This window comes from Bacillus sp. SD075, from assembly GCF_017355165.1.
GTDB lineage: Bacteria > Bacillota > Bacilli > Bacillales > DSM-1321 > Peribacillus.
The window spans coordinates 210,823-226,716 of the sequence record NZ_JADILK010000002.1 but is presented as its reverse complement, the minus strand read 5'-3'; the positions used below and the strand labels follow the sequence as shown (position 1 = coordinate 226,716).

The 15,894-nt window shown below is 38.5% G+C and carries 17 protein-coding genes and 1 pseudogene; 14 read left to right on the top strand and 4 right to left on the bottom strand.

Translation table 11 applies throughout. From position 1 onward, the window contains the following. The first annotated feature begins 139 nt into the window (after nt 1-139). Nucleotides 140-769 carry a spore coat protein gene (locus IOC57_RS03145; RefSeq protein ID WP_207437374.1) on the top strand — a complete coding sequence of 210 codons (630 nt, stop codon included), beginning with the start codon at nt 140-142 and terminating at the stop codon, nt 767-769. A 106-nt stretch (nt 770-875) separates the two neighbouring features. On the opposite strand, the pseudogene IOC57_RS03140 reads toward IOC57_RS03145, so the two are convergent. The 3 genes and pseudogenes from IOC57_RS03140 to IOC57_RS03130 all read right to left on the bottom strand — a co-directional run. Further along, nucleotides 876-1,037: pseudogene (locus tag IOC57_RS03140) on the bottom strand (carboxymuconolactone decarboxylase family protein); the annotation flags it as partial. A 140-nt stretch (nt 1,038-1,177) separates the two neighbouring features. Continuing rightward, nucleotides 1,178-1,963 carry a cytochrome c oxidase assembly protein gene (locus tag IOC57_RS03135; RefSeq protein WP_207437373.1) on the bottom strand — a complete coding sequence of 262 codons (786 nt, stop codon included), beginning with the start codon at nt 1,961-1,963 and terminating at the stop codon, nt 1,178-1,180. Then, nucleotides 1,953-2,471, bottom strand: a complete 519-nt coding sequence (locus IOC57_RS03130; RefSeq protein WP_207437372.1) for a DUF2243 domain-containing protein — start codon at nt 2,469-2,471, stop codon at nt 1,953-1,955. The genes IOC57_RS03135 and IOC57_RS03130 overlap by 11 nt, the downstream gene beginning before the upstream one ends. A 293-nt stretch (nt 2,472-2,764) precedes the next feature. On the opposite strand from IOC57_RS03130, the gene IOC57_RS03125 reads away from it, so the two are divergent. The 7 genes from IOC57_RS03125 to IOC57_RS03095 all read left to right on the top strand — a co-directional run bounded on the left by IOC57_RS03125 (nt 2,765) and on the right by IOC57_RS03095 (nt 8,272). Next, nucleotides 2,765-3,610 (top strand): manganese catalase, encoded by an 846-nt coding sequence (locus tag IOC57_RS03125; protein WP_207437371.1) that lies wholly within the window; start codon nt 2,765-2,767, stop codon nt 3,608-3,610. A 179-nt stretch (nt 3,611-3,789) separates the two neighbouring features. Next, nucleotides 3,790-4,770 carry an NAD(P)H-quinone oxidoreductase gene (locus IOC57_RS03120; RefSeq protein WP_207437370.1) on the top strand — a complete coding sequence of 327 codons (981 nt, stop codon included), beginning with the start codon at nt 3,790-3,792 and terminating at the stop codon, nt 4,768-4,770. A gap of 198 nt (nt 4,771-4,968) precedes the next feature. Continuing rightward, entirely contained in the window at nt 4,969-5,736 is a 768-nt protein-coding gene (locus IOC57_RS03115; RefSeq protein WP_207437369.1) for an arylamine N-acetyltransferase family protein, read from the top strand. A 176-nt stretch (nt 5,737-5,912) separates the two neighbouring features. Then, complete coding sequence (locus IOC57_RS03110) at nt 5,913-6,149, top strand: hypothetical protein (RefSeq protein WP_063235375.1); 237 nt, start codon at nt 5,913-5,915, stop codon at nt 6,147-6,149. Between the two features lie 354 nt (nt 6,150-6,503). Further along, a complete protein-coding gene (locus IOC57_RS03105) occupies nt 6,504-7,121 on the top strand; it encodes a hypothetical protein (protein ID WP_207437368.1) in 618 nt (205 codons plus the stop codon). A gap of 303 nt (nt 7,122-7,424) precedes the next feature. Next, nucleotides 7,425-7,568, top strand: coding sequence for an anti-repressor SinI family protein (locus tag IOC57_RS03100; protein WP_207437367.1), 144 nt, complete (start codon nt 7,425-7,427; stop codon nt 7,566-7,568). Between the two features lie 137 nt (nt 7,569-7,705). Further along, on the top strand, nt 7,706-8,272 hold the full coding sequence (locus IOC57_RS03095; RefSeq protein ID WP_207437366.1) for a YdhK family protein: 567 nt from the start codon (nt 7,706-7,708) through the stop codon (nt 8,270-8,272). 196 nt (nt 8,273-8,468) lie between these two features. Here the strand turns inward: IOC57_RS03095 and IOC57_RS03090 are convergent, their stop codons facing one another. Further along, nucleotides 8,469-9,305, bottom strand: a complete 837-nt coding sequence (locus IOC57_RS03090; protein ID WP_207437365.1) for an RMD1 family protein — start codon at nt 9,303-9,305, stop codon at nt 8,469-8,471. A 1,000-nt stretch (nt 9,306-10,305) separates the two neighbouring features. Between IOC57_RS03090 and IOC57_RS03085 the strand changes: the two genes are divergently transcribed. The 6 genes from IOC57_RS03085 to IOC57_RS03060 all read left to right on the top strand — a co-directional run bounded on the left by IOC57_RS03085 (nt 10,306) and on the right by IOC57_RS03060 (nt 15,585). Further along, nucleotides 10,306-11,490, top strand: coding sequence for a glycosyltransferase family 4 protein (locus tag IOC57_RS03085; RefSeq protein ID WP_207437364.1), 1,185 nt, complete (start codon nt 10,306-10,308; stop codon nt 11,488-11,490). A gap of 20 nt (nt 11,491-11,510) precedes the next feature. Next, a complete protein-coding gene (locus IOC57_RS03080; protein ID WP_207437363.1) occupies nt 11,511-11,834 on the top strand; it encodes a hypothetical protein in 324 nt (107 codons plus the stop codon). A 37-nt stretch (nt 11,835-11,871) separates the two neighbouring features. Next, on the top strand, nt 11,872-13,662 hold the full coding sequence (locus tag IOC57_RS03075) for a glycosyltransferase family protein (protein WP_207437362.1): 1,791 nt from the start codon (nt 11,872-11,874) through the stop codon (nt 13,660-13,662). Between the two features lie 329 nt (nt 13,663-13,991). After that, on the top strand, nt 13,992-14,477 hold the full coding sequence (locus tag IOC57_RS03070) for a PaaI family thioesterase (RefSeq protein WP_207437361.1): 486 nt from the start codon (nt 13,992-13,994) through the stop codon (nt 14,475-14,477). A gap of 236 nt (nt 14,478-14,713) precedes the next feature. Next, entirely contained in the window at nt 14,714-15,169 is a 456-nt protein-coding gene (locus tag IOC57_RS03065) for a LytTR family DNA-binding domain-containing protein (RefSeq protein WP_207437360.1), read from the top strand. Next, nucleotides 15,169-15,585: a DUF3021 domain-containing protein gene (locus IOC57_RS03060; RefSeq protein ID WP_207437359.1), complete on the top strand. Its 417-nt coding sequence runs from the start codon at nt 15,169-15,171 to the stop codon at nt 15,583-15,585. Before IOC57_RS03065 ends, IOC57_RS03060 begins: the two co-directional genes overlap by 1 nt. Nucleotides 15,586-15,894 lie beyond the last annotated feature (309 nt).

Here is a 15,894-nt window from a genome sequence, read left to right as displayed (position 1 = left end):
GCCACGGCTTTTTTTATACAGAAAACATGATGTAGGCAGCTTAACCGGTCTTCCTGGAAGAGTTTAGGTTGAATAATCCTGTTGGGTTTTAACATACTAAACTTGTTCGCATGATCGATAAAACGAGGAGGGAAATACAATGCAAAATCAATATCAACAAGGTCAAGTACACCAAAACATGCAAACGGGTGCTATTCCTCCACAAATGAATCACGGTGGCCACGAAGTATTCGATGTACATGAAGTGTTATCGGGAACGATTGGTACATTAAACACTTATATGCTTTTGCGTCAGCATGTACAGGATCAGGAATTGCTGGACATTTTGGATCGCCAATATCAGTTCATCCAAGATGAATATAATATTACATTGGAGTGCTTTCAAACAGGCCAGGATCCTTCTAAACCGACCCAGAGTTACAAAATGAATCAAGGTAACGATTTTATATATGGATTGACTCCAACCCAGCCAAAGAAACCTTTGAAATCCGTCTCGGAAATCACGGATGAGTGCATTTCAGGCATGATGCTTGGAGCTGTTAAGTCCGCAGCATCCTTGAAGGCGATGTCAGCGCTTGAAATAACGAATCCTGTGGTTCGCCGCGTATTTGCGGATTCCGTTCCGAATGGCATTGAGATGGCATATGAGATTTCGTTATATCAAAACAAGCATCATTACTACCAAGTTCCACAGCTTGCACAGCAGGATATGCAACAAATGATGAATTCATATGCACCCGCACAAAGAAATAACAACATAAGTCATTAAAAGCACACATTATATGACAAGGCTTTTTGGCCATGAATGCTAAACGGATTTCCTTGTCAAGAACATAAAGAAGGGGTAGGACTAAGACTGTCCTATCCCTTCTTTATTACTGTATCATCTGATTTATTTCCTGGATGCATTCCTGGACGAGTGTCACAGCCTGACTCTGGTTTGCCCCTCCGCCAAATGCTGCTGTGGCGCCAATCGCTTCAAGAATTTCTAGTTCGGCACAGCCTTGATCAAGACATCCTTTTGTATGATAGATTAATCACGAAGAGCATTTTTAGTAGAATGGTTAGCCTCAGTTTTCCATTCAGCTCCATCCTGTATTTTTTTATCAAAAATTAGTGTTGGACGATTAAAACATAAACACAGGGGTTTACCGAAGCAATCAGAGGACCGTGCCTGCTACAAGGAAAAGGTGCCTTTAGGACGGCTGGCTATGAACCATTGATAGCAAAGGATGCAGATAAGTGCGACGTCAATGGCATCACCGGCATAGTACATTAACATTCCTCCATTTTCCGCTTGTTCCTTGGTGATCCCGCTTGGCGGATGGGCAAAAATATATTTAGATAGAATATCATGGCCGGCCAGTGAAATTGTAAATACGATAGCTCGAAACATGAAGCTGAACCTGTGGGGTGTCGGGTCCATATAAATCATCGAGGCAGTGAATAGATAACCCGCTGTGAACACGTGAAAATGCACCAATGCATGTAGAGGGGCGTCCTTATGCATCGTCCCAAATAAACCGGTTGTATAGAGTAACCAAAGCCCCCCAATATTAAGTGCGGAGGCAGTGATAGGATTGCTTAAAATGCGCAGCGGCCAACTTTTCAATACCTGTGAAAGGCGTCTTGCTGATGGCACATCAAGTGTTCGCAGGGCAAGAGTAATAGGTGCAGCAAGCACGAGTAAGATCGGTGCAATCATTCCAAGCAGTAAATGACCAACCATATGCGCCGTGAAGTCCATATACGCGCGATTGGCTATGGGGCCTGTAATTGCAGATGCTGCACAGAGGGTGCCAAGAACCCAAAAGAACGTGCGGAGTAAGGGCCATTTTTTTTTATAGCGGCGGTTCGAAATTACGACAGCTGCGATATAAATCATTATAACAAGCGCGAATAAAATCAATAAACTCGGTTCAAAACCAGGACCATTATCATGAATATGTCCATTACTGTGCATTGCGGGCGTCATCTTTCATTTTAAGTAAGCTGCGCCTTGTTTGAATGACGAGGGTAATGCCAATCAAGATCATGATTGTGGCTGCTATGTTCCAAATCAAGTCGTATGGAAAAATGTCGACATTGTAACGGATTTGATGGAGACGCATGAGCTTATGCTGGATGATCCCGTCATATAACTGAAATGAACCTGCACCGAGTAAAACTCCTCCTATCCACCTTTTCAGCCATAATCCCTTTCTGCGACGAAGGTCAGCAAACATGAACAAAGATCCGACCGTTGCAAACCAGCTTAGGGCATGAAATAAACCATCCGAGACCAGCCCGATATTGGATGTGGACTTGTCATAGAAATGGTGCCAATGTAATAGTTGATGAAAAATGGCCTCATCGATGAATGCCACCAATCCGATCCCGAATAGAAAACCGGACCATAGATTACGAGCGGAATAAGTATAACGCAATTCTGAAATGGATTGAGCTTTTTGATTTCGGGGCTTGAACTCCATTTACCATCCTCCTTCCGGATTCTTTTATATGGATCGTTTTCCTGTATATGGTTCTTTCTACTTTACCCTGTATTGTAAAGTTATAGACAGGTAAATGGACCTTTTATAAATCTATATCTAATTATCGAGCCATTCATAGCCCAAAGATAATCCTTTGCTTTTAAGTTCAGTGATCATTGTTATCTGTATGTAAAATTTTTCTAATTGTTATAGGTTCAAGTTTCAAGGATGGACAGGCGGGTAATAAAAAACCGTAGATTATAAAAACAACCTATAATAAAGGAGGAGTTAATATGTTTCGTCATCAAAAAGAATTGCAATTTGAAGTCAAGGTAGATCGACCAGATCCGATGCTTGCCCGTCAAATTCAGGAAGTGTTAGGTGGACAGTTTGGGGAAATGACTGTCATGATGCAGTATCTTTTCCAGGGTTTTAACTGCCGTGGAGAAGAAAAATACAAAGATATGCTGATGGATATTGGGACAGAGGAAATTGGACATGTAGAGATGCTTTGTTCGCTCATTAGTCAATTGCTTGATGGCGCTTCTCCGGAAGATCAGGCTGAAGCCGCAAAAGATCCTGCTATGGCAGCGATCATGGGAGGAAACAATCCCCAGCATTTGATCGTAAGCGGGCTTGGCGGACTGCCAACCAACTCGAATGGGGTGCCTTGGAACGGATCTTATATTGTAGCGAGCGGAAATTTATTAGCTGACATGCGATCGAATCTGCATGCTGAAAGCCAAGGGCGCCTTCAAGTTGCCCGTTTATATCATATGACCAAAGATGAAGGGGTCCGTGCTACGTTTCGTAAAATGTTAGCCCGTGATCGTTACCACCAATATCAATGGATGGCGGCCATTGCAGAACTTGAAAAGAAAAATGGCGTTGTCGTTCCCGCGTCATTCCCACCGGAAGCGGAAATGGAATCTCAACCGGAAGCGTACGAATTCTGGAACTTGTCAGAAGGTAATGAATCAGCAGACGGCCTGTGGGCAACCGGAAGCGCCCCAGATGGTACGGGAGATTTTGTTTATGTAGCAGAACCAATTGCAAAAGGGCAGATTCCTAACCTTAAGGTACCTGCAGCACAATTGCATCATGACCTGGATAGAAATCAATCGCTTAATGAAAGATAATAGAATCCTTTAAAATATGCTCGATGGCCCCTAAAGGGACATCGGCTTTTTTTATTCTCTCATTTTTACCATAACCTAATTATTTGCTTGTGGATATTTTTTGGAGTAGCATAGTTTCCATCTTCAAGACAAATCATTTCAAAGGATGGTCACTAATTTAATGGTAAGGAGTGGGTCAAATGAAAGCAGTAGTAGTTAAGGAACCAGGTGGAGCAGAACAATTACTATTTAAAGATTTTTCAAAGCCCATGCCCGGAAAAGGGGAAATATTAATTAAGGTGAAAGCCTCTGCGATAAATAGAACGGATATTATTTCGAGAGAAGGGAAATCCGGTTATATGGCCAATCCAATATTGGGGATTGAAGTTTCTGGGGAAGTAGTGGAAACAGGTGAAGGTGCAAATATGCAATTAGGGACAAGGGTGATGGGCCTTGTAAACGGCGGCGGTTATGCTCAATATGCCTTGATGCCGGCTGATCGGGCGATTAAGATCCCGGATAATCTGTCTTTCGAAGAAGCGGCAGCAATTCCTGAAGTATTCTTGACGGCCTACCAAACCTTGTTTTGGCTAGGTGAACTAAAGGATCAAGATACGGTATTGATTCATGCTGGAGGAAGCGGTGTAGGCACAGCCGCTATCCAACTGGCAAAAAAATTGACAAAAGCGAAGATCATCACTACAGCCGGATCAAAGGGGAAATTGGATTTCTGTCACTCACTAGGAGCGGATATCTGTATCAATTATAAAGAACAATCTTTTGATGAGGAAGTACTGAAAGCTACAAATAATCAAGGAGTGGATGTTATCCTGGATTTCATCGGTGCTTCTTACTGGGAGAAAAACCTAAAAAGCATAAAAACTGATGGACGATGGGTACTGATAGGCATTCTAGGAGGAACTGTAGTCGAGAAGGTGAACCTGATGGAACTTCTCTTAAAAAGAGTCCAATTAAAAGGAACTCTATTAACTCCTCGGAGTGATGAATATAAAAAAGAGTTAACGGAAGAATTCATTAAAAAGGCCATGCCGTTGTTCCTCCAAAATGAAATCAAGGCAATCGTGGATCATGTCTTCGCTTTCGAAGAGATAAAAAGGGCGCATGAACATATGGAAGCCAATAAGAATTTAGGAAAAATCATCTTACAGGTAAATGAATGATTACAGAAAACTGCTTCGAAGCATGAATGGGGGAGGTTGCCCAGGATTCAGACATTATTGGGCGACCTCTTTTCATGTGATAAGGAAAAGGTGGAGCTAATGGCAGATTGATTGGAGAATGAAATATAGACAAAGTATAATGAATAGATACAAAGTCAGATACTCTTCATCGGTGTCTGTCTAAAGAGGAGGATCATAATGAATGAACTGAATGCATTATTCAGGAAAAGAATAGGGATTCAGGAAGATGTGAAACTGACATTTGAAAAATTAGATGAAATTCTGGATAAGACAGCGAAAACCATTCCTTTTGAAAACTTATCCATCATGGCATCCCATCTTTGTGATATCAATAAAGAGAATATCATAAACAAAGTCCTTGTGAGGAATGAGGGGGGACTATGCTATGAATTGAATGCAGCCCTTTATTTTTTCCTGATGGAAAATGACTTTGATGTATTCTTGGTTCGGGGTGTCATCCATAATAAGGGGTGGATTACGATAGGAAGGACCCATGTCACCATTCTATTGAACCATGAAGGCCAAACCTATTTGATCGATACGGGTTTTGGCGGGAATCTACCTTTAAAACCAGTTCCGTTGAACGGAGAAACGGTCGTTTCCCAAAATGGCGAATTCAGGATAAAAAAAGAATGTACCGACCATGGAGATTATATCCTTGAATTAAAACTGAAACATAAAGATCGCGATTGGAGAATAGGTTATGCTTTCGATTCTTCAAAACCAGTAGGAAATGTAGCGGAACTTAATGAGGTTCAAACGATCATCAGGGAAAATTCCCAATCGCCATTCAATAAGCATCCATTAATCACCCGTTTGACAAACAGCGGGAACATCACTTTAACTGATACATCCTTTACACAGTGGGAAGATGGGAAAGTGACGAAAGAAGAAATAGATGGAACACGATTTAAAGAATTAATGAAACAACACTTCGATAGATAAAAGGTCTAAATATCGAATGCTACCTCACCGAAAGACTGTCCATTCTAGACAGTCTTTTTATGAATAGTATGATAATCCCATGGGACGTCAATGATATAAAAGAAGATCTAACTTTGCTGAAAGCAGGACAATTGTCATTCCTTGTCGAATGAAGTAGTTGAAAAGAGGCTGATGAAATGAGTAATGCAAAATATAAATTTTATTATGTGAATGGTGAAACAGAAGAGTTAGAGACGAATGAGCAATATTCCGATGAAGCGAATAGTATCCTGAAATTGCAATTAATTCAAAATGCGACGTGGCTGCAAGCTGGTGGCAAACATATCAATTTGGCTAATGTAATCAGTATTGAATATACAGGAGAAAAAGGTAATCATAAATCGGAGTCGATAAAGTTCAGGCCAAATAAGTAAAACGTCCATGAGAAATGTTCAGTTTTTCGCTAGAAGGGGGTTCGGAATGTCTCATTCCGAACCAATATTAAGAGTAGTATATAATTTATGTTTTATGAATTTTTCTCAGTGAATGGAAGAAATTTGCGACACTCCTGCCGAATAAATAGACTAGTCGAGACGCTGGATGCTTGCGGCAAGGAGCCTTGGCAGACAGTCGGCGGAAATGTAGCGAATTTTTGAAAAGATTGAAACGTTTAAGAAAAAAATGTAGGCAAACTCGCTTTCTTTGAATTTGTCTACAGTCTAAAACATCCATTATGGATGTTTTTACTATTTTTTCAATAGATTCGAATTCAGTGGGGTGAAAGGGATATGGAGAGGAAGAATCGATTGGTTTTTACTAGATCGAATGCAGCTGCTAAACGAAAATTTGATGAAGCGATCACCATTTTGGAATATAGTGTAATGCTTGTTGAATTCTTTGGATTAGAAGAGTTCAACAATATAATTGCCGGACAGTTGAGGCTGATTCTATGTGAAACGAAAAATACGCGCATAAAGCGGGAAAAGGTCACGATTGACCAATCCTTAATAAAGAAAATCAATCCTAACCCGAAATTGTATCCCATTAAAGACTCCATTCAAATGGGCAATGTTCCTATTACGGAAGACCTCTTCGATTATACTAAGCAGAGGGTTGAGCTTAGGCTTTGGAGAAATCAAATTATCTATAAAGCAGATATCGAAGGGAAAATCCAGGAAATTAAAATCATTGATTTTATTAAGGAAACAGCTAATAAGATTGGTGGTGCACATGCTGAATCAAGTTTCCCTAATAAGTCCATGATTTTGGATGGACATACCAAAATCATATTAATAGGTATAGCGAAAGGGTTATTCAAATCGATAGGCAGGGATTATAAAAAACGTGCCTCCATGAACCTTTCACATATCATACAAAAAATCGAACAATCAACTTTGGAAGACTAGACTTAAGAAGGACTTTTGGACAAGTCCTTCTTGCTTTGTCTTCAAGCAATCTCCGGCAGGATTGAAAACCTCAAATAACCTCTATCAATAAATCATCTCTTTTTACCTTCGTTTTACCACCAGCGATAGATGCTATTCACTTTTATCAATAAATAATTATGGTTATTAATATAGAAGAATGGGGAATTACTTGATTACATAACAAACGTGGGGACCTTATGTAGACTTTTTAAATGTACACTCAAATGCAGCTATAGATGATCGAGCTAATTTATCATTAGATAAAAAGAAGGAGATGATGTGATGAAGGACTTTGATGGAAAACTCCCTGACGAATGGGTGGAATTAGTAACATTGGCAATGAAATCGGATGTTTCAAAAGAGCAATTCAAAAAGTTTCTGCAAGAAAAGTCGAATAAAAATAAAAGCAGCGATTGTGGTGGCTAAATAGAATTCTGTTCGGGCAAGTAAGGCGATTTACATAAAAAATATGAGGTCCCATTCCTTTTACCACGAGTTACTCCACATTTTCTGCATATTTAATTGGTAAGATCGATGTAATCATAAGGGAGGTTTTATTCAATATGAAAAAAAGAACAAAATTGCCTATCATTGTTTCGTTGTTAACGGCCCTGTTTTTAATTCTTGGCGCATGTTCCAACAGCGATGATAAGAACAATGAAAATAAAGAAGAAAAGGAACATAGTCAAATGGACATGAATCATTCTAGCTCGGGTGATGTTCCAGAAGGATTAAAAGCTGCAGAAAATCCAACTTATGAAGTTGGAAGTCAAGCGATTATCGAATCAGGTCATATGGAAAGTATGAAGGGGGCGAAAGCAACAATAGTTGGTGCCTATGATACGACTGCTTATGCAATTTCGTATACACCAACTGGCGGAGAAAAAGTCAAAAACCATAAATGGATCATTCACGAAGAAATTAAAGATGCAGGTGAGAAAACATATGAACCAGGAGCAGAGGTCACAGTAAACGCTTCTCATATGGAAGGGATGAACGGGACAGTCGCTGAAGTTGAATCTGCTGAAAAAACGACTGTTTATATGGTCGATTTCATACCGACTACGGGAGGAGAAAAAGTGAAGAACCATAAATGGGTAACGGAAAGTGAATTATCGGTGTCTGAATGATTTAACATCATGATTTGCAAGAAAAAGTGGTTGGGAATTCCTTCAGTTTGTGACGAAAATTGGTTTGGGACGGTCTCGTCCCGAACCATGATTTTAAAACAAGACTAAATAATCCTTCATGTTTTTTACTATAAATTCTTATTGGATTGTGAAAATTGGCCCCGAAATTTTAATATGGATACGCTATTTTCGTAATTCATGGAATCCATCCTATAATTTCTAAAAGCGTCAGAACAATCTCAAAGACAATGAGAATCACAATGATCCATTCAACGAATAGTCCCCTGATCGAATGGCTGATGTTAGAAAACCCATCCATGATGTTATATAAAATTTCGGTTTTACTTTTCAAGATTTTATAGCGATCATTCAATTCAAAAAAATCAAGCATTCTGTCATAAAATTCACCGGCAATACTGCTTGTCCATGTAATATCAGGTTTATCCAAGATCATGATATACGCTAGGGTATTATACTCGTGACGTACGATTTTTGCCGTCGTTCTCGCTAGTTCCTTGTTGCCGATTCTCAGCTTGCCTTTTTCCAGTCGGTCTATCATGGCTTCCAGTTTGTCGTGGATTTTTCCGAGTTGTTCCTCCGTTTTTTCAAGTGCCACCGATTTTGCGAGAATAGTGGAAATTAATTCAGGGTAGAAAAATTCATATTTAGGCACAACAACATATTCGTCTGTCAAATTAATGTTTTCAGTTTCACTGAAGTGAAGGCTGTAATCATCTGTAAATCTATCTGCAGTGACGAGATCAATGTCCGGTTCGAAAGAATGGATAAAGGATGAAAATTCCTTTAGTTCATCCGCGTGTGAGTAATTAATGAAGACAATGCTGCCAAAGGAAAAAACCAGTACCTGTTGCGATTCGTCCACATTTTTTTTTAGGATGGAACTTAGAATATCGCCTTTAAGGATTAAGGGCTCTTCCCAGGTGAATTTTTTAGGAATGCCGCAATGAATGGCGATTTTGTTCAAATCAATTTCATTAGTGATTGCACATGCTTTAAAGGTAATTGGTCCCATCAATATCACTCTCTTCAGCAAATTGGTCTTTTTTCGATTCTATTCTATTCTTACAAAAACATGCTTGAATAATTCTTGAAGGTAGAAAAAAGTTTACTGACTGTTCAAGGGATAAAGAGAGTGATACTGATGATCAAGTAACTACACAAATAACTTCAGGATATAAAAAATAGTTAACAACAGAAAAATAGGCTATCTACTGTATTCAAACAACCCATATTCCGTAAATTTCTTCAGACGGTATATGGACAAAAGATAAAAGTTTCGTAGAGATGCCTCGAACATAAATCCCGCAATCTAGCAATATGTTCGTGCGTTTTTTTATAAAACCGGTATATGTCTACCCTCAACTTTGGCCGATAAACAAACATCGTTTGATTTCTAACTGCCAAACCACGGTATAACCAAGGCATTTAAAAATATCTTCCTCATTTCTTCTTACTGGGAATTCACCTGAAACACAATAATCCAGTTTAGCCTCATAATGTAGGACGATGTGAGGTGACGTAATTTATCATAACAAATCTTAACCACTTTTCTTTCCTATAAAGAATATTCTAGGATCACCTCTTGGTGGATTGTTTTATTAGGGAAATAACTTGCGAAAGAGGGGAGTTTTTCCTTGGAGGATATGAAAACATTGATACATATAGCTTATCATTTGCTATATACAAATGAAGTGGCAAACATCGTTACAATAGTTTAAATGTAAGAGGGCGATTTCGATAAAAGGATCGTCCTTCTTTATTTTGCTTGTTTATACGAATACTGATCCCCCTGTGTTAAGGCATTAATGAAACTTTACAAAAATGGATAAAAGTTCATGAAAACTTCACTTTTATTTACAGAATCCTCATATTGATGTCAATATTCAGTAATACACGTTTGTTATAATCGATTGACGGTTTTAAAAGTAATTGGAAAAGGGTCTTCTAAAAATCCTTCATTAACAGAAAGTAGCAGGTTGGTTGAAGATGACTGAATAGTAGGGGTGAACAAAATGGAGGAATCTGTAAATCTATATGAGCTTGCATTTAGTGAAAAAGATAGATATGTAATCATTACGAATGCTTATCCACATGAAGATCAGTTATATCGGAATGGGTTTATCCACCGAAGAGTCAAGGCTTATCTGGATGAGGGTTTGAAGGTTGATGTCTTTGTCTTGCATCCTTCCTACAAAAAAGAAGAAAAGTATACGTTTGAAAATGTGCCTGTTTATCGAGGAACTGAACAGCATCTGCGCATTTTCTTAAATCATAAAGTACATAAAAAAGCGCTCATTCATTTTGTTACCCCCAAAATGGTACAAGTGATAAAAGAAACGAACACAGATTTACCGATTATCACTTGGATACATGGATTTGAAACGGAAGCATGGCATAGAAGATGGTTTAATTTTCTTGAAAGCCCTGAAAGCCTGCGAAAGATACTTGAAATGTCTGATGACTACTATGTAGCACAGCTTTCTTTCATGAATTGGTTTTATCAAACGAATGAATTGGATACAACCTTTGTTCATATTTCCAAATGGTTCAAAGAACATATAGCGGAATGTGACGCAAGAGCAGAGTCGAAAAATTCAGTAATCATTCCTAATGTAATAGATGACAACCTGTTTACCTTTATTGAAAAGCCAGTTGAAATGCGGACAAAAGTCCTTTCAATCAGGCCATACGCTTCACGAAAATACGCTAATGATTTATCGGTGAAGGCAGTGCTGGAACTATCGAAGAGACCATACTTTTATAGTTTGGAATTTGCATTTTATGGTGATGGAAAATTGTTCGATCAAACCGTTGAGCCAATCCGGGATTTTGAGAACGTAACGATTCATAAAGGTTTCCTACCTCAGGAGAAAATCGCTGCATTACATAAGGAGTATGGAATTTTCCTTTGCCCGACCCGTTTGGATTCTCAAGGGGTTTCTATGTGTGAGGCAATGTCGAGCGGACTAGTGCCGATTTCAACAGATATTACGGCAATCCCGGAATTCGTTGAACATGATTTTTCGGGCCTTCTAACAAAACCTGAGTCTCCTATCGATATTGCCGATGCAATAGAGCGTTTATATTACAACTCGGACGTATTTTTAAGAGTGTCAAAACAAGCTTCTCAGTCGATTCGAGAAAAATGCGCGGTAGATGTCGTTATTAAAAGAGAATTGGAGATTATCCAAGGTTAAAAGAGGGGAGTTTTTTCAATATGGACGAACGAAACGAATATTGGAAAACTATGTATGAGGAACTTGAATTACAAGTGAAGGACATGATGTCCATGACATTGGAACTCATAGAGGGCAATGGCATTGAAAAACAAAAAATAATTGAGAACGTTATAAAAGAAAATAATATGCTGCGAGAAGAATTAGAAAAGAGTAAGACGGCCCAAATAGAAAATATTAAGCTTAACAAAGAGATACGAAGACTTAAGTTATTAGAACACAAATTCAACGTTACATATGCAGGGAAATTCACGTTAAAATATCTTGCGCTTAAATCATCTATAAAAGAACAAATAAAAAAATAAAAATTCATATCAGATTTCAGTCATTGGAGTGAAAACTTTGAATTCACATGAACTAGTTGAAAACAGAAAATTGAAGGTACTTCTATTTGGCTTTATTGACATGAATTCAATGGATGGATCTGCAGTATTTTTATCTTCCTTAGCATCGACCATTGCGTTAGATTCTAACATCGAAGTTGACTTACTTTTAGCTAGCCCGGTAAAACGCGATATCTTAATTCAGCCTCTTGAGAAATTTGATAATATAACCATTCTCAATCCTTTTCTTGATCCTTTTTTTAGTACCAATGATGATGAATGGGTAAAAAAAGGTGCCATTGATTTTGATATAGCTGAAATGCTCATTTCTCATTATTGGAGTCAAAAGGAATATGATTGGCTATTTGTTAGAAGCATCGAGACTGTTGAAAAAATAGCAAAGCATAAGCATATCATAAAGAATACATTAGTATATGCTACTGGATTGACCCACATAGGCCAGGATATTAATGAAGAAAAATTTGAGAGCATCAAAGATATATATGATCAGTGTGCGTATTTCTTATGTCAAACAGAAGAGATGTGCGAATTTGTCATTGAGATTCTTAAATTGAATAAAGAAAAAAACAAAGTTTCCTTGCTTACCCCGATGATACCGAACATTGAAATAGCGGAAGGGCAGACCTGGTTAAAAAACAAACTTGTATATACAGGGAAATTCGATCCAGATTGGAAGACCATTCCCATCATTACCGCTTTTAAAGAATTAAAACGTGAGATTCCGAATCTATCACTTGATGTAGCGGGAGATAAATTCAAATGGGCTAAAGATGATTCTCTGTTTAAGGAAGAAGCGGCATACCTGCTTAAAAATACAGATGGGCTTACATGGTACGGGGCATTGACAAGGGAGAATGCCCAACAATTAATCGTGAACAGTGATATTGGGATAACCTGGAGAAGTGAGGAAATGGATAGCAGTCTGGAACTGTCTACAAAGCTATTGGAGTATGGGATTTTAAGGAAGGCTGTAATAATGAATCCAACCGAAATGCATAAAAAGCTTTTTGGTGAAGATTACCCGTTATATGCTGTTACAGAGAAGGATTTCCGAGACTCAGTAAAATTAGCACTATGTAACAAGGAGATATATGAGTTTGCGGCAAAACGAATGTATCAGGTCAGCAGGCAGTTTTTATTTTCGGAAGCAATAAAAAACCTGCAAGGACTATTATGGAGCAAGCGTATTACAGATTATGTAGATCAAAGCACAAACATATTTTATATTGATGAAGATGACTTTGATGAACTGAATAAGCATGCACCATCAAAAAAAGTGAAAAAATTGCCTGCAGAGTTTCATGTGGACGAAGTTTTCACCTATATTGTCAAAAATATACCTGAAGAAATAAAACGAGTCGAGAAACTATTTAAACTGTCTGGGTATGGACAGATCTCTTCAGCAGAAAAAGCTGGATGTTATACATTTCTCCACATCCATAAAAGTTATGGGAGTTTTGAACAAAACTTTCAATATAACATGCCATACCTAAAAACTATAGAATTCGAAACCTATGGCAATCCTAAACTAAAACCAAAAGATGTGGAAATTCCCATGAAAGAACGGGCAATAGTTGATAAACAAAAAAATGATATGAAAGTGAAAAATAAAGAATTGGCAAAAGAAGTAAAGCAATTAAAAAGACTTAATGCAGTTCAACTTAAACAAATCACTCAGCTAGAAAAACGAAACCTAGCAATTGGGCGTAAATATGATTCACTTTCGAAGTCGAAGATGGGTAAAATGACATTCAAGTATTGGGATTTAAGAAAAAGGCTTAACTTTTAAAAAGAAGTAAGCCTGCAACAGAAAAGTAGACGATGTAATGAAAGACACTTCTTAACTAGTGAATAGTCAAAGGAAAGCTCCTGAATGCTGCTCGCAGGGGCCTTTGTCATTTCTAGTAAAGGAACAGGGATTCTTGCGAATTTTTTATGTTGGAGATTTACACAGCATGTATAGAGCTGCGTAAGTTTTACTAATCTATGAAAATCAATAATTGGATGTAAGCTTAACAAAGAATCAAGGAATTACAAAAACTAGCCTTTCAGCAATTATCTAAATAGACCGATCATCCTTTGGAAATGTTATAATATTCCGAAAAAGGAGGAGAGCTGATGGAGGAGAATGTGCTAAAAGCGATTCAAGATGATTATCCAGATGCATATGCATGGTGTTATGGATGTGGTCGGTTAAACAAAGATGGTCATCATTTTCGAACGGGTTGGCAAGGCGAGCTAACAAGGACAATTTATACACCACGTCCAGAGCATATCGCAATTCCAGGATTTGTTTATGGCGGCTTGATTGCATCTTTAATTGATTGTCATGGAACAGGTTCCGCTGCATTGGCTTTACACCGTAAAAATGGTCATGAAGTTGGAGATGGAGTGGAGCCTCCCAGGTTCGTGACTGCGTCACTGAAAGTGGAGTTCGTAAAGCCAACCCCAAATGATGTGCCATTAATAGCCGTTGGGACGATTCATGAAGTTCATCCTAAGAAGTGGAGAATCGAAACAGAGGTGTTTGCCATCGATAAACTTTGTGCCCGTGGTGAGGTAATTGCTGTGGTGATGCCAAGTACTTTTACAAGCAAAGAGTGATTGAACCCTTAGAGAAAAAGGACATTAAATAGGTTAATTAATGTAAACGCATCAAATGAGGGAGTAGATTTTTCATATCAAAAGGCCGTCCAATTATTATTTGGACGGTTATTTAGTGTATCTGAGTATCCATTTCAAGCATGTTATCACTGTGAAGTTACATGTAGCCGGAAATCATAAGCAAATTGCCAAAAATATCAATATACTTACATTATAAGCAAAGGGAGGTCGCAGAAATGAAAATAAACGTAGAGATAGATGAGGAGATCAAGGCGATAGAGGTGCTTATTCGTAATAATGAATGGAATGAGGACGTGGAGGAATTGATGGAGCGTTTGAAGGAAAAGAAAAGACCGTATTTTGTTGGCAGGAAAGAAGAAATGCAGCACGTATTCCGGGCAGAGGAAATTATCTGTTTGTTCACTGAGCAAGATTCCATAAAGGTGCGGACAAAACAGGGGACTTTCGAAATGAAAGAAAGGTTATATGAATTGGAAAGGGACCTTCCTGGTAATCAATTCGTGCGCTTGTCCAAGTCAGTGATTGCCAATTTAGATGAGTTAAGCAGATTCGAAGCATCTTTCAACGGGACTTTATGTGTGTATTTCCGATCAGGGGAAAAAGAATATGTTTCTCGGCACTATGTTCAAGGGATCAAGAAAGCATTTCAATGGAAAAGGAAGGGATTATGATGAAAACACTATTATTCCGTAGCTTTGTTGGGATTTGCTTTGGGGCACTCGTGATGGTGCTGACGTGTTTTGGAGTGATCGCTTTTGGGGAGGTCACTGCATTAGACAGTGGAATATTTGTAAAAAACGCGATAGGCTGTATATTATGTGGCTGGTTCTTCAGCACGGCAACAATCTTCTTTGAAAATGAAAAGTGGAGTTTGTTATCTCAAACTATTCTGCACTTCCTTACTGTCAGCATTCTTTACTTCCTATTATCTTTCTTTGTTGGTTGGATTCCATTCAGTTTAAAAGGATTAGCTATAGGAATGGGGATTTTCATACCATTTTATATGATCATTTGGACCGTATTCTATCTCTACTTTCGCTTCCAAGTGAAAATATTGAATGATGGACTTGATAAAAGAAGAAATTGAGAGCGGATTGAACTAAGTAGAGCAACTTGGAGGGGGAGGTGTCCCGTAAGAAAAAAATAAACCGACAGGAAAGACGTTTTCATATAACTGAGTGGGTTCAATTGTAACAACAACTGCTTTTTACTATAAAATGGGGAAGCTCTCTTTGAAGATGGCTGTTTTCGCATACTTTGTTGCTATTTACTAAGTAGTGCGGTGTGGTTGATTTCCCCTCCAGATGCTCGCTTTCTGCGGGGCGGGCGGTGAGCCTCCTAGGAAACGCCTGTGGGATCTCACCTGTCCCGCTGCTCCCGCAGGAGTCTCGCACTT